We start from the raw sequence: 14,304 nt of genomic DNA, 5'->3' as shown, positions 1-14,304 counted from the left end.
CCGTCATGGCTCCGTTTTTTCATGGGTCGACGCGGTCGCGATGGCGCTTAGCGGGTCAATGCATCCAGCGCCGGCTGCGCTTGCGGCAGGCGGCCCAGTGTCGTGGCGACATCAGCCAGACGATCGGCCAGGGCGCCGGACGTGGGCGCGCAAAGCGTGGCATGGCCCACCTTGCGACCCGGCCGTGCCTGCTTGCCGTAGTCGTGCCAGTGCGCATCCACCGTGCGCAATACGGGCGCGGGATCCGGCAGGTCACCGATCCAGTTGAACATCGCCGATACGCCGCGCGCCTCGCAATCACCCAGCGGCATGCCGAGGACGGCGCGAACATGATTCTCGAACTGGCTGGTGTGCGCGCCTTCGATCGTCCAGTGGCCGGAGTTGTGCACGCGCGGCGCCATCTCGTTGCCCAGCAACTCTCCGTCTTTCACGAACAGTTCCAGCGCGAAAACGCCGACATAACCCAGCCGCTCGGCCAATGTGCGCGCCAGCTCGGTGGCCCGGCCCTGCAGCTGCTCGATATCCGGCGCGGGCGCCAGGCTCATGCTGAGCACGCCATCGGTATGCCAGTTGCGGGTCAGTGGCCAGGTGTTGAAATCACCGTTGCGACCGCGCACCGCGATCACCGACAACTCGCGCTGGAACGGCACGAAAGCCTCCAGGATCAGCCCATGCCGCGCGGCGGCCGCACCTAGCGATGCCCATGCGGCATCGGCATCGGCGATCGAGTGCAGGCGGAACTGCCCCTTGCCGTCGTAACCCAGCCGACGGGTCTTCAGAATGGCCGGCGTGCCGATCGTGGCCAGCGCCTGATCCAGCATCTCGCGGGTATCCACCGCCATGAACGCGGCCGTCTGCAGGCCACAATCGCGAAACATGGTTTTTTCGGCCAGGCGATCCTGCGCGACGGCCAAGGCCTGCGGCGCGGGGAACACCGCCACGCGCTCGGCCAGCCAATGCGCGGTTTCCGCGGGCACATTCTCGAAATCGAAGGTGACCACGTCGACTTGCGCGGCAAACGCTTCCAGCGCGGCGTAATCGGTCCAGTCGGCCACCACCAGCGGCGCCACCTGACCGGCGCAGGCATCGGCGACGCCGTCCACGACCTGGGTCTTCACGCCCAGCGGCGCCGCGGCCAGGGCCAGCATGCGGGCCAGTTGACCGCCGCCAAGAATGCCCAGCACGGGCTGCCGATCAGCGGTCATTGGCGGGGGTCCGGTTGATCGATCACCGCTTGCGTCTGGCGGCTGCGCCACGCGTCCAGCGCCTTGGCCAGCTCGCCGTCGTGCAAGGCCAGCACCGCGGCGGCCAGCAATCCGGCATTGACGGCGCCAGCGCGCCCGATGGCCAGCGTCCCCACCGGGATGCCGGCCGGCATCTGGGCGATGGAGAGCAGTGAATCCATGCCGTTGAGCGCCTTGGACTGCACCGGCACGCCGAACACCGGCAGCCGCGTTTTTGCCGCCAGCATGCCCGGCAGGTGCGCCGCGCCGCCGGCCCCGGCAATCACCACCTGGATGCCCCGGCCGGCAGCCTGTTCGGCATAATGAAACAGCAAGTCAGGCGTGCGGTGCGCGGAGACCACCTGCACCTCGTGTGACACGCCCAGCTCGGTCAGCACATCGGCCGCGTGCTGCATGGTTTCCCAGTCCGAACGTGACCCCATCACCACGCCAACGCGCGGCGCCCTGATTGCTGCTGTCATGGTTCGGCCGTCCAAAAACCGCTATTGTACGGGCTTTCCGCAGCTCCGGCATCCCGCATAAATCATCATGGACAAGCGCTTACTCGACATCCTGTGCTGCCCGGTCAGCAAGACACCGGTGCGGCCCCTGGGCAAGCATGAACTCGACGCCCTGAATTCGGCCATCAGCGCCGGATCCGTCGATACCGTGGCGCACGCCCGCGTGAGCCAACCCATCGCCGAAGGCCTGATCACCACGGACCGGAAGGTCATCTACCGGGTCGACGATGGCATTCCTGTCATGCTCCCGGAAGAAGGTATCGGTACGCTGCAACTGACGGATTTTCCGGCGGCATCCTGAAAACGAGTAAATGCCCTGCGGCCATCGGGCCGACCGGATCATTGATAATGTGCGCCAGGCATGACATGCGGGCTCGCTTTGGCTTATTGTGGCATTCCGACCGGTTCGCCCGGACGGCACTGCATGACTGATGACGCTCCGGGGGCGTGGCTATGAACGAAGCCAGTGACTCATCAAAAATCGTCAATTTGAACCAGCGCATGGATCCTTCCAGCGAGCGCGTCGGTGAATTGCTTGCAACGGTTCGCACCATCGCCAATCGTTTGCTGCAGCAGTGGGTCGGCAACGTGTTCGAACATGTCGACGACGCATTATTCGACCTGGCCGAAAAGGCCGAGAACAATGCGGCCCAGATGCACTACTTCGATGGCATGCGCGACGTGCGCAAGCGTCGGGCGACGGTGGAGCGGTCGTTCCTGTCCACCATCGGGCGCGAGCTGGGCGAACTGGCCAGCCGCCGTCCGTCGGCAACGCATTCCCCCGCCCCTACCGGCGTGGTGGAGTTGTCGCTGGTTGCCGACAACGAACTGGAAGAATCGCTGGCGATCACCAGCATGATCGGCAAGAACGAATCGCGCATGTCCCGCGACCTGTTCGCCGTCAATCATCGCCTGTCGGTCATTTGCGGCGGCCACAAGATCGACGACAGCAACAACCCCGTCGCGCCCGCGATCCTGTCCCAGGCATTCCGCACGGCATTGCACGAACTCAGTGCCGACATGCGCGTGAAGCTGATTATCTACAAACTGTTCGACCGCTATGTACTGTCAGCGCTCGAGGAGTTGTATCAGGCGATCAACGCGGAGCTTATTCGCGCTGGCGTACTGCCCCAACTGCGCCCCCACGTGGCTCGCCAGCCGTCCGGTACGGCGGCTGCGTCCTCGTCGGTAAATGGCGAACACCATGGCGTGGCCAGCGAGGAATCGGGCGACATTCCCGGCGACCTGCTGCAAACCCTGCATGCGCTGTTCAGTGCACGTCGTGGCAATCCCGGTGAAAGCGGCGACGGCGGGGCGGGCAATTATTCCAGCGGCCCGTTGCCCTCGGTGAACGAGTTGCTGGGCGCACTCAGCGTATTGCAGAACCAGATAGCCACCACTGACGCGCAACCATCGGCCGCCGGCCTGTCCGGCGCCAACCTCAGCCACGAGGTCACCGCGCTGAAGGAACAACTGCTGCGCCAGATCGGGGCCTTGCGTGGTGCACGGCCGGGCCAGGTGGCCTCGATCGACGAGGACACCATCGACCTGGTCGGCATGTTGTTCGAATTCATCCTGGAAGACCGCAACCTGCCACCGGAGATGCAGGTACTGCTGGCTCGACTGCAGATTCCCTATCTGAAAGCGGCCATCATCGATCGCAAGCTTTTCGCGCATCGCCAGCATCCGGCACGGCGCCTGCTCGACGGCCTGGCGGAACAGGCGAAGGGCTGGTCCGACGAATCCGACCGCGACCGGCGCCTGCACGAGAAGGTCAAGTCCATCGTCGAACAGCTGCTGCACGAATTCGATGATGACATGGGCATTTTCGACCGGCTCCTGGCGGACCTGCAGCAGTTCCAGGAACTGAGCATGAAACGCGCGGATCTGGCCGAGCTGCGCGTGGCCGAATCCACCCGCGGCCGCGAAAAGCTGGAATACGCACGTCGTCGCGCCGCCCGGGAAATCGTCGAGCGGATCGGCACCAACGAATTGCCACCGTTGATCCATGGCGTACTGGCCCGCGCATGGGCCAATCACATGGTGCTGCTGCTGTTGCGCCACGGCGATGATTCGACCGAGTTCAAGGTGGCGCTGCATTTCGTCAATGAATTCATCGCCAGCAGCCGTCCCGCCCAAACCCCTGAAGCCCGGCAGGCGCTTCGGCAGATGTTGCCCGGCATCGAGCGGGCGCTGCGTCACGGCTTGGCCAATGTCGCTTTCCAGGAGCCGGATATCGAGCGACTGCTTGGTCAGTTGCATACCTACTACCGCCAGCAACTGGGCGAGATAAACCCTTCCGCCGCACCGCCGGCGGAGGACGAATCCGCACTGCCTATCCCCGACAGCATCCAGCCGCTGGTTCAGGCCGCGCCAGATTTCGACGACGACAATCTCGGTTTCGCGTCTCCGGACATCACTACGGACAGCCCCGAGTATCGTCAGGTGGAAGCGCTTCAGTCGGGTACCTGGCTGGAGCTCTCGCTCGCCGATGACTCCTGCACGCGGGCCAAGCTGTCGTGGATCAGCCCGATGACCGGGCGCTACCTGTTCGTGAATCGGCGCGGGCTGAAGGTGGCGGATTACGCGCCACGCGAGCTGGCCACCCTGCTGAAGCAGGGCAAGGCGCGCGTACTGGCCGCCAACGCGCTGTTCGAGCGAGCCATGAGCGCCATCGTGGACCGCCTCAGCCATCCGTCCCCTGTCACAGAAGAAGAATGAATTTCGGCACGCCTTTTTCGCCCCCTTCCCCCGACCAGATCAGCAACGACATCGAACGCGCCTTCGCCGAGGACATCGGCGCAGGCGATGCAACGGCGGACCTGCTCGGCGCCGATGCCCACGGGCGCGCCGAGCTCACCTGCCGTGACGACGCGGTGTTGGCCGGAAGCGCATGGTTCGATGCCTGCTTCCAGCGGCTGGATCCCTCAGTCCATATCGAATGGCGGCTGCAGGACGGGCAACGGGCTACGGCTGGTGCCGTGATCTGCCGCCTTTCCGGTCAAGCCCGTGCATTGGTGACGGCGGAGCGTTCGGCGCTGAACTTCCTGCAATTGCTGTCCGGCACCGCCACCGTCACCTCGTCCCATGTCGGGGCCATCGCCGGCACCGCCGCGCGCATCCTCGACACCCGAAAAACCGTACCGGGGCTGCGATTGGCGCAAAAATACGCGGTGCGTTGCGGCGGCGGCCACAACCAGCGGATGGGCCTGTACGACGCCATCCTGATCAAGGAAAACCACATCATCGCCGCGGGCAGCCTCGCAGCGGCGGTGCAATCGGCGAGGCAAAAACACCCTGATCTGCCACTTGAAGTCGAGGTGGAGACGCTGGCCGAGCTGGCACTGGCGCTGGAGACGGATGTGGACCGCATCATGCTGGACAACTTCGACCCGCCACAAATGACCGAAGCGGTGCGGATCACGGCCGGCCGCGTGCCACTGGAAGCTTCGGGCAACGTCGACCTGCAGACGATCGGCGCCATCGCGCGCACCGGCGTGGATTTCATTTCCGTGGGTGCGCTGACCAAGCATGTCCACGCGGTGGATTTCTCCCTGCGCCTGCAATTGAGCTGACGGCTCAGCGTTTGTGGGGTAAACCACTTCCTGTGGTGTACCTCTGTCGCGCTTCCGGTACATGCCCGGAAGCGCTCACGCGAATGAATCACCGGCGTGATCGACACGCCCCCGCCCATCGCGACCGTGCTTCGAGATTGAAAAATCACAACCTCTCGGCGCGCCAACTCCCCGAACCGGTGAATCGTCCGTCGCCGACCGCACCGCAGGCCGAACGATATGCCGGCGATCGCTTGCACACGGTAGCGACGGCCCACACACTGACGGCATGAGCAATCTTTCAGACCTGCTGTTGCTGCTGTCGCTTGGTGCCGTTGTCGGCCTGTGGCTGAAAATCAGCGCGGCGCGGGAACATGCCGTACGCGAAGCGCGTCGCTTGTGCCTGCAACATGGGCTGCAACTGCTCGATGAAACCGTCGGGCTGCGTGCCTTGCGACTGCATCGCGGCAGTCCCGGCCGGGGCAGGATCGAGCGCTGCTACGGGTTCGAGGTCAGTCTTGAAGGCGATGATCGCAAATCCGCGCACATGTGGATGCTGGGCACAGCGATCAGCGCACTGAGCTTGCCTACGCCAGACCTGCCGGTGTCTCCGGTTGCCATTACCGGCGCGACAAGCGCAAGCCACCAGACATCCGACAACGTGATCCCGCTGCGTCCCCGTCGCGCCGACCAACGCCTGCACTGATTCCCGCGTTTACGCGCGGTACCTGTTGGTTATTTGACGACGCGCAGATGCGCGCCGCGCTTTGGCGCCGCTTCGGCGGGTGCGGCGGGGCCGGCGGACGTCTTGTCGTCGTCGGGCGGCGTGGTCGGCGGAGGCATGTCGCCCTCCTCCTCGGCCGGGAACATCATGCCTTGCCCGTTTTCCTGGGCATACAGCGCCAGCACCGCACGAACCGGTATGTGGATCGATTGGCTGACGCCAGAGAAGCGCGCCTGGAAGCTGATCCAGTCGTTGCCCAGGTCAAGGTTGGCGACGGCGCGCATGGCGAGATTGAGCACGACCTGGCCGTTCTTGATGACCTGGGGCGGCACCCTGACCCCTTCCACGCCGGCGTCCACCAGCACGTACGGGGTGAGGTTGTTGTCGCTGATCCAGTCGTAGATCGCCCGCAGCAAATACGGGCGATTGGAACTCATCGAGGGGGACTCGTCGGTGCTCATCTGTGGGGGTGATGCCTCAAGGCCAGGGGCCAAATGAAAGTCGATGTTTGCGGGCGTACCAGAATGTTGGCGGCGGACAGCTGAACATCAACAAATGGATCGTGCGTCGACAGCTTGTCAGCCGTCGCCCGTGCCGTCAGCGTTGGACACCCTGCGACAGCGGGCGGAAAAATGGTGTCAAGACGGCCGCAGCCGGCTTCAGCGCACCGTTTCCAACCGCATGTTTTTTTCGTCCTCGGTAAGACTGCGCTCGAAGCCCTGGCTGTGGAACAGCCGCTCACCGTAATCGACGATCGGTCGCCCTTCCTTGCCAAGATCAACGTCCAGCGACGGCAACCGCCAGATCACCGGGGCCACCAGGCAGTCCACCAGGCTCATCTCGGGGTTGAGGAAGAAGCGCGACGCCTTGAACAGCGGCACCGTGGAAAGCAGGTTCTGCCGCAGCCGCTTGCGCGCGGCATCCGCGGGCCGACCACCAGCACGGATCACATCCACTTCCGTCAGCCAGTCTTTTTCGATACGCACCGCCGCCACACGAAGTCTGGCGCGCGAAAGCGGATCGATCGGCATCAGGGGCGGATGTGGATAACGTTCGTCCAGGTATTCGCACACCACGCTGGTGTCATAGAGGACCAGGTCGCGATCAACGAGCGTCGGTGTCGTGCCGTAAGGGTTGAGCTCCACCAGCTCCGCCGACGCCTTGTCGCGGTCCACGATCACGCGTTCGTAGCTGACGCCCTTGGCTGCCAGAACCAGTCGTGCCCGGTGACACTGGATGTCATCGGCCAGGGTATACAAGGTGAGTACGTTACGTGAGCGCGCGCTTTGAACCATGCACCAATCCCCTTCGTCGACACGAAGGCGGCGGCTGGTCGGCCGCCGCCTTCGCAGGGTTATCTCACCCGTTTCAGTGGACGTCTTTCCAGTATTCCTTCTTCAGCATGTATGCCAGCAAGGTAAAGAAGGCCAGGAACAGCAGCACCCAGACACCATAGGCATGGCGTTCGAGCGCGGCCGGTTCGGACGCGTATTCCAGGAAGCTGGTCAGATCGCGGGTAGCCTGCTGGAACTGCGCCGGGGTCAGTTTGCCCGGGTGCGACAGCACCAGCTTCTCCACCTGCGCATCTTCACCGGGCTTGGCCGGCTTCATTTCCGCCGTCTGCAGACCCTGCAGCTCCCACAGCGGGAACGGCATCGAGGCGTTCGGGAACACGGTGTTGTTCCAGCCCACCGGACGGCTCGGATCCAGGTAGAACGAGTTGAGGTAGGCGTTGACCCAATCAGCGCCCTTGGCGCGCACTTCCAGCGACAGATCCGGCGGTGCCTTGCCGAACCACGCTGCGGCCGAGGCCTCGGGCATGTGCGAGATCACCGGTTCACCGAACTTGGCACCGGTGAAGTTGAGGTTCTGCATCACTTCCTGTTCGGACAGGCCCAGATCGGCCGCAATCCGCTCGTAACGCATGTACTTCAACGAGTGGCAACCCACGCAATAGTTGAAGTACAGCTTGGCTCCGCGCTGCAGCGACGCCTGGTCGTGCACGTTGGTGCCAGCCGCCGGCAAACCGCCCTCTTCGGACGCCTGCACCGACATGCTGCCGACGAGCAGACTCAGCGCCAACGCCACCGGGAAGATGTATCGCTTCATTAGCAGCTGCCGCTTAGTCATGCGTGGTCACCCGTTCCGGAACCGGCTTGGTCTTTTCCCAGCCGAAATATGTGTAAGCCCAAAGGAAGGCGAAGAAGCCGAAGTAGACGAGCGTCATCACGCGGCCGAACAGGTTCTCCCAGAACGTCACGTCGACATCGCCGAACCAGACCGGGATCACCTCGGCGGTAATGCCCGCACCGACCGCGCCCAGCGCGAAGAACGACAGCACGAACAAGCCCAGGCCCACCTTGAAACCGGTGCCGCGGTAACGGATCGACTTCACCTTGCCCCGATCGAACCAGGGCAGCGCGAACAGCACCGCGATGGCGCCGAACATCGCCAGCACGCCCCACACGGCCGAGCCGAGGAAGGACGGGATCATGCGCACGATCGCGTAGAACGGGGTGAAATACCACACCGGCTTGATGTGCGACGGAGTCGCCAGGTTGTTCGCCGGGATGAAGTTGTCATGCTCCAGGAACCAGCCGCCAAACGTCGGCGCGAAGAAGATGATGAACGCGGCGATCATCAGGAAGAAGCCCACGCCGACCAGGTCCTTCACCGTGTAGTACGGATGGAACGGAATGCCGTCGGCCGGCTTCAGCGCATCCCAGCGGTTGCCCTTGGGACCCTTCTTGATTTCCACGCCGTCGGGGTTGTTGGAGCCCACTTCGTGCAGCGCGGCGATGTGCAACACCACCAGCAGCAGCAGCACGATCGGCAACGCGATCACGTGCAGTGCGAAGAAGCGGTTCAAGGTGGCGTCGGCGGGCAGGAAGTCGCCCATGATCCACTCCACCAGCGTGTCGCCGATGTAGGGGATGGTGCCGAACAGCGAGATGATCACCTTGGCGCCCCAGAACGACATGTTGCCCCACGGCAGCACGTAGCCCATGAAGGCTTCCGCCATCAGCACCAGGAAGATCAGCATGCCGAGCAGCCACACCAGCTCGCGTGGCTTCTTGTACGAGCCGTACATGATGCCGCGGAACATGTGCAGGAACACCACCACGAAGAACAGCGAGGCGCCGGTGGAGTGCATGTAGCGGATCAGCCAACCCCACTCCACGTCACGCATGATGTACTCGACCGAGTTGAAGGCTCCCGCCGCACTCGGGTTGTAGTTCATGGTGAGGAAGATGCCGGTGACGATCTGGTTGATCAGGACCAGCAGCGCCAGCGAACCGAAGTAGTACCAGAGATTGAAGTTCTTCGGCGCGTAGTACTCGGTCATGTGCGCGCGGTACATCGGCGCCATGCCGGGTGCGCGTTCGTTGACCCAGTCACCGATGCTCGTGAATACGTTGGCCATCAGACAGCCTCCTTCGGATCCACGCCAATCTGGATGGTGTTGTCGTCAACAAAGTGATACGGCGGCACCGGCAGATTCTTCGGCGCCGGTACGCCCTGGAACACACGGCCGGCCAGGTCGTAGCGCGACTTGTGGCAGGGGCAGTAGAAACCGCCTTTCCATTCCGGATCGAACGGCTCGGGCTTGATCTCCGGCACGAAATCGGGGACGCAGCCCAGATGCGTGCAGATGCCGATCACCACCAGCCATTCCGGCTTGATCGAGCGCGCTTCGTTCTGTGCGTACTTCGGCTGCTGGTCGGCCGAGGCGCCGTCGGACTTGGGGTCCACCAGCCGTGAGTCGACCATCGGCAACGTGGCCAGTTGCGCCTTGCTGCGATTCAACACGAACACCGGCAGGCTGCGCCACGACACGGTCAGCATCTGGCCGCTCTCGATCTTGGCCAGGGACTGCGTTACCGGAGCACCGGCGGCCCGGGCTCGCGCGCTGGGTTCCCACGACTTGATGAAGGGCACAGCCGCCGCAACGATTCCCACCCCACCAACCACCGCAGTGGTTGCTGTAAGGAAACGGCGGCGGCCGTGATCGACGACTTCGTTCGCCATCAGGCTCTCCGGTACTTGCAATATCATCGTGATGGGTTTGGGCATGCCGATCGTCGAAGCCCATCAAGCTGCTTCGCCGAAACTGGCAGAACCAGTGCCCGCAAAAATCGCGTTAGTGTAGCGTCAGGGCCGGCCCCGTACAATAAAACACCTACCCGGCGATGGCGACGCGCCGCGGCCCCAGCTCCCGACTTGCCGAGTATCCCCCTCGATATGAAACATGCCGCCGGCACGCTCGCCTTCATTGCCCGATTCGTGATTCTCGGGCTGGCGATCGCCTTCGTGATCACCCTGTTGTGGCCCGGCAGCGGTGATCGCCTGCGCAGTCGATTCGGGGTAACTACCACGCCGCCAGCACGTACCGAGCCGGCCAGTGCGCCGGCTGGCAGCCCGTTGTCGTATGCCGACGCGGTGGCCGCCGCCGAACCTTCCGTGGTGAATATCTACGCCAACAAGATCGTCACCGGCCAGGCCTTCCGGATGTACAACGATCCGCTGCTGCAGCAACTGCTCGGCGGGCAGCCGACCACATACCAGAGGCGGGAACAGACTCTTGGGTCGGGCGTGATCGTCAACGCGCAGGGCCAGGATTACGTACTGACCAACAACCACGTCATCGCGCACGCCGCCGATATCCAGGTGCTGCTCTACGACGGCCGCATCGCCAAGGCGACGCTGGTGGGCGCCGACGAGGAAACCGACCTGGCGGTATTGAAGATCGACGCCAGCAACCTGCCCTCCATCCACATCGCCGATCAGCAACCACTGCGCGCAGGCGACGTAGTGCTGGCGATCGGCAACCCGCTGGGCCTCAACCAGACCGTGACGATGGGCATCGTCAGCGCGATCGGGCGCCAGTTGAACAGCTCCAGCGCCGAGGATTTCATCCAGACCGACGCGGCCATCAACCTCGGCAATTCCGGCGGCGCGCTGATCAACGCCCGCGGCCTGCTGGTCGGCATCAATACGCTGTTGATCGGCAAGGCGGCCGGGGCCGAGGGCATCGGTTTCGCCATCCCGGTCAACACCGCCATGAAGGTCCTCGACCAGATCATCGCCACCGGGCACGTGGTGCGCGGCTGGCTGGGCGCGGATTACGCCTTCGTGCCGGTGGCCGCCAACAGCGGCCTGCCGGCGGCGGCGCGTGGCGCCCAGGTAACGGACGTCTATCCGGGTAGCCCGGCAGCCCTCGCCGGCCTGCAGCCACACGACATCCTGCTGAAAATAGGCAAGGACGACATTCTCGATCCAGCCGATCTGCGACGACACGAGGCAGCGTTGGAACCGGGCAGCAAGGTCACGGTTTCCGGCCTGCGCAACGGCGCTCCCTTCCATTCGGAACTGACGGTCGCCAAACGTCCGCCCATGGCCACCAGCACCACCTCGGACGACTGAGCGGAATCCCGCCTGGCCCAGTTCACCCGGCCCGGTCAGCCCGGCCCGCTGGCCGCCAGCGGCGGATGGATCGCTGCGCCATAACGCTGCCGCAGCGTACCGACACGCTCTACATACACCTTGGTTTCCGCATACGGCGGCACGCCGTTGTAGCGTTGCACGGCGCCCCGGCCTGCGTTGTAGGCCGCCGCCGCCAAGCGTTCGTTGCCGTGGAAATTCTGCAGCAGCAAACCCAGGTAACGCGCGCCGCCGCGGATGTTCTGGTCGGCATCGAAGGCATCCAGCACCCCCATGTCGCTGGCAGTGCCCGGCATCAATTGCATCAGCCCCTGCGCGCCCTTGATCGAAAGCGCACGAGGATTGAACGCGCTTTCGGCATGGATGATCGCGCGCAGAAACGCCTCGTCGACGCCATATTCAAGACTGGCGGCACGGATAGTGTCGTTGTAGGCAGTGAGGTTGAGCGCCACCCGCCCCCAGCGAATGGTGGAATGCAGATCGCAGGCAGCACAGGTGGCGATGTAGCTGAAAAGCAGGGTCGCCGCCTTGCGGCCGCGCGGCGGCAGGTTGGTGTATTCAACGGTGCCGTCGTGGCCCACGACACGGTAAACCGCTCCGCGCAACACCTTGGTCGACGGGGCGATCGCCGTGGCTGGCGCCGCTTCGGCATCATGCGATTCGCGATAACTCCATTGCCCTGGCTTGGCGGGGGCGGCGACGGGTGCCGGGTGCGCGCCCTTGCCGGTGGTGCTTGCGCTTGCCTCCACCTGGGCCAACGAAGCGCGCCGTACCGAGGCCGCGCCCACCGCCGTGGCGCTGGTCTGCACGCTCCCTTGCACGTTGGCCAGCGACACCGGCTTGATGCCATCCGCTGCCAGGCTGCGCGCCGAGGTCGTCACGTCGCCGTTCGCCCGCGCCAGCGATGCCCGCGGCACCGGCACCTTGCGCGATGGCGAGGCACCGAACGTGCTGATCCGCTTGCAGCCGTGGTAGCCCACCGTGCTGCTGCTGAACACCGCTTCCCCACCGCTGCCCGTGCAGCGGTACAACGCACCCGCTGAAGCACCCGGCAGCCAGAAGGCGCCGCACAGCAATGCGCCGGCCAGCGCGAGCCGGCGCGGCAACGTGATCAAGGAGAAGCCCCCGGCGAACCGACCGACGCTTCCCCCGTGGCGTGCGGTATCGAACATGCGCAGAGTGTGGCGCCAACGCAACGTCGACGCCAAGTGCAATGTCTCACTTTTGCGGAACCGCAGCGGCCCGCGGCCAGTTGACGCAAGTGTTTGATCCGCGAAGCATCGATTGGCGGGGCCAGTCGTGCAGGGGTAAAATGCGCGGTTCAGTGCATTACGCCTCACCAACCACGGTACCCACGCCATGAGCGGCAAACTCTTCATCAAGACCCACGGCTGCCAGATGAACGAGTACGACTCGGCCAAGATGGCCGACGTGCTGCGGGAGTCGCACGGCATGGAGCTGACGCTGGACGAGTCCGAGGCGGACGTGATCCTGATCAACACCTGCTCGATCCGTGAGAAGGCGCAGGAAAAAGTCTTCAGCCAGCTCGGCCGCTGGAAGCAGCACAAGAAGGACGGCAAGCCGGTGCTGATCGGCGTCGGCGGTTGCGTGGCCTCGCAGGAAGGCGCGGCGATCGTCAAGCGCGCGCCGTACGTGGACCTGGTGTTCGGCCCTCAGACCCTGCATCGCCTGCCCCAGCTGATCGAGCAGCAGCGCGCCAGCGGCCTGCCGCAGGTCGACATCAGCTTTCCGGAGATCGAGAAGTTCGACTGCCTGCCCGAGCCGCGCGCCGAAGGCCCCACCGCGTTCGTGTCGATCATGGAAGGTTGCTCGAAGTACTGCAGCTACTGCGTGGTGCCGTACACCCGCGGCGAGGAACTGAGCCGCCCGTTCGACGACGTGATCGTCGAAGTCGCCAAGCTGGCCGCCCAGGGCGTGCGCGAGGTCAACCTGCTGGGCCAGAACGTCAACGCCTACCGCGGACCCACCTTCGACGGCGGCACCGCTGACCTGGCCGTGCTGATCCACGCCATCGCCCAGATCGACGGCATCGGCCGCATCCGCTTCACCACCTCGCATCCGCTGGAGTTCTCCGACTCGCTGATCGAGGCCTACGCCAACGTGCCGCAGCTGGCCAACTACCTGCACCTGCCGGTGCAGGCCGGCTCCGACCGCATCCTCAGCGCCATGAAGCGCGGCTACACGGCGCTGGAATTCAAGCAGAAGATCCGCAAGCTGCGCGCGGTGCGGCCGGATATCTGCGTGTCATCCGACTTCATCGTGGGCTTCCCCGGCGAGACCGAGGCGGATTTCGAGAAGACGATGAAACTGATCGAGGACGTCGGCTTCGACCAGAGTTTCTCCTTCATCTTCTCCTCGCGCCCGGGCACACCGGCGGCGGGGCTGGCCGACGACACGCCGGCCGAGGAAAAGCACGCCCGGCTGAGCCGGCTCCAGGCCGCGATCAACGCCAATGCGAAACGGATCAGCCAGGCGATGATCGGCAGCGTGCAGCGCGTGCTGGTGGAAAAACCCAGCACCCGCGACGCCTCCGAGCTGACCGGCCGCACCGAGAACATGCGCTTCGTGAACTTCGCCGGCCACCCGCGCCTGATCGGCCAGTTCGTCGACGTGGAGATCACCGAGGCGATGGCCAATTCGCTGCGCGGACGCGTGAAGCTGACCGACGACGTCGCCGCCTGACTCTGTCGCCCGGCCGAACGGCGGCCGGGCGATCCCCCCGGGTAACCAATCGCCGGCCACCGCCCGGGGCAGATCAAAGTTCGCCATCGGCTCGGATTTCGGCTGCTGCCGCACCATACCTGCCTTTGCCGATGGGT

14 protein-coding genes are annotated in these 14,304 nt (G+C 64.5%); 6 read left to right on the top strand and 8 right to left on the bottom strand.

Annotated elements, in window-relative coordinates; translation table 11 throughout:
* Window positions 1–47: 47 nt before the first annotated feature.
* Entirely contained in the window at window positions 48–1,205 is a 1,158-nt protein-coding gene (locus ACFPK0_RS05615; RefSeq protein WP_377338968.1) for a 5-(carboxyamino)imidazole ribonucleotide synthase, read from the bottom strand.
* The gene (purE, locus tag ACFPK0_RS05610; protein ID WP_056080571.1) at window positions 1,202–1,705 is read right to left on the bottom strand and encodes a 5-(carboxyamino)imidazole ribonucleotide mutase; all 504 of its coding nucleotides are present in this window, start codon (window positions 1,703–1,705) and stop codon (window positions 1,202–1,204) included. Before purE ends, ACFPK0_RS05615 begins: the two co-directional genes overlap by 4 nt.
* A 67-nt stretch (window positions 1,706–1,772) precedes the next feature.
* Between purE and ACFPK0_RS05605 the strand changes: the two genes are divergently transcribed.
* The 4 genes from ACFPK0_RS05605 to ACFPK0_RS05590 all read left to right on the top strand — a co-directional run bounded on the left by ACFPK0_RS05605 (window position 1,773) and on the right by ACFPK0_RS05590 (window position 6,004).
* Window positions 1,773–2,045, top strand: coding sequence for a Trm112 family protein (locus ACFPK0_RS05605; protein ID WP_377338966.1), 273 nt, complete (start codon window positions 1,773–1,775; stop codon window positions 2,043–2,045).
* A gap of 152 nt (window positions 2,046–2,197) precedes the next feature.
* Window positions 2,198–4,465, top strand: coding sequence for a DUF1631 domain-containing protein (locus ACFPK0_RS05600; protein WP_377338964.1), 2,268 nt, complete (start codon window positions 2,198–2,200; stop codon window positions 4,463–4,465).
* Complete coding sequence (gene nadC / locus ACFPK0_RS05595; RefSeq protein WP_377338961.1) at window positions 4,462–5,319, top strand: carboxylating nicotinate-nucleotide diphosphorylase; 858 nt, start codon at window positions 4,462–4,464, stop codon at window positions 5,317–5,319. Before ACFPK0_RS05600 ends, nadC begins: the two co-directional genes overlap by 4 nt.
* Before the next feature lie 268 nt (window positions 5,320–5,587).
* Window positions 5,588–6,004 carry a DUF3301 domain-containing protein gene (locus tag ACFPK0_RS05590; protein ID WP_056604875.1) on the top strand — a complete coding sequence of 139 codons (417 nt, stop codon included), beginning with the start codon at window positions 5,588–5,590 and terminating at the stop codon, window positions 6,002–6,004.
* A gap of 29 nt (window positions 6,005–6,033) precedes the next feature.
* Here ACFPK0_RS05590 and ACFPK0_RS05585 read toward each other — a convergent pair whose 3' ends face one another.
* The 5 genes from ACFPK0_RS05585 to petA form a co-directional block, all read right to left on the bottom strand.
* Complete coding sequence (locus tag ACFPK0_RS05585) at window positions 6,034–6,459, bottom strand: ClpXP protease specificity-enhancing factor (RefSeq protein WP_082520146.1); 426 nt, start codon at window positions 6,457–6,459, stop codon at window positions 6,034–6,036.
* 222 nt (window positions 6,460–6,681) lie between these two features.
* Entirely contained in the window at window positions 6,682–7,317 is a 636-nt protein-coding gene (locus ACFPK0_RS05580) for a glutathione S-transferase N-terminal domain-containing protein (RefSeq protein ID WP_056080587.1), read from the bottom strand.
* A gap of 73 nt (window positions 7,318–7,390) precedes the next feature.
* Complete coding sequence (locus ACFPK0_RS05575; RefSeq protein ID WP_377340271.1) at window positions 7,391–8,131, bottom strand: cytochrome c1; 741 nt, start codon at window positions 8,129–8,131, stop codon at window positions 7,391–7,393.
* Window positions 8,132–8,144: 13 nt separating this feature from the next.
* Window positions 8,145–9,446, bottom strand: coding sequence for a cytochrome b (locus ACFPK0_RS05570; protein WP_056080593.1), 1,302 nt, complete (start codon window positions 9,444–9,446; stop codon window positions 8,145–8,147).
* Window positions 9,446–10,051 carry a ubiquinol-cytochrome c reductase iron-sulfur subunit gene (gene petA / locus ACFPK0_RS05565; RefSeq protein WP_056081086.1) on the bottom strand — a complete coding sequence of 202 codons (606 nt, stop codon included), beginning with the start codon at window positions 10,049–10,051 and terminating at the stop codon, window positions 9,446–9,448. Before petA ends, ACFPK0_RS05570 begins: the two co-directional genes overlap by 1 nt.
* 213 nt (window positions 10,052–10,264) lie before the next feature.
* Here petA and ACFPK0_RS05560 point away from each other — a divergent pair, with 213 nt between their 5' ends.
* Complete coding sequence (locus tag ACFPK0_RS05560) at window positions 10,265–11,446, top strand: S1C family serine protease (RefSeq protein ID WP_056080595.1); 1,182 nt, start codon at window positions 10,265–10,267, stop codon at window positions 11,444–11,446.
* Between the two features lie 35 nt (window positions 11,447–11,481).
* On the opposite strand, the gene ACFPK0_RS05555 is transcribed toward ACFPK0_RS05560, so the two are convergent.
* On the bottom strand, window positions 11,482–12,636 hold the full coding sequence (locus tag ACFPK0_RS05555) for a lytic transglycosylase domain-containing protein (RefSeq protein ID WP_056080598.1): 1,155 nt from the start codon (window positions 12,634–12,636) through the stop codon (window positions 11,482–11,484).
* Window positions 12,637–12,823: 187 nt separating this feature from the next.
* Here ACFPK0_RS05555 and miaB point away from each other — a divergent pair, with 187 nt between their 5' ends.
* Window positions 12,824–14,167 carry a tRNA (N6-isopentenyl adenosine(37)-C2)-methylthiotransferase MiaB gene (miaB, locus tag ACFPK0_RS05550; protein WP_377338957.1) on the top strand — a complete coding sequence of 448 codons (1,344 nt, stop codon included), beginning with the start codon at window positions 12,824–12,826 and terminating at the stop codon, window positions 14,165–14,167.
* Window positions 14,168–14,304 lie beyond the last annotated feature (137 nt).

The organism is Rhodanobacter ginsenosidimutans (assembly GCF_042655685.1).
GTDB lineage: Bacteria > Pseudomonadota > Gammaproteobacteria > Xanthomonadales > Rhodanobacteraceae > Rhodanobacter > Rhodanobacter ginsenosidimutans.
Note: the sequence above shows the minus strand (reverse complement) of the source record. Positions and strands in the feature narration are given on the sequence as shown.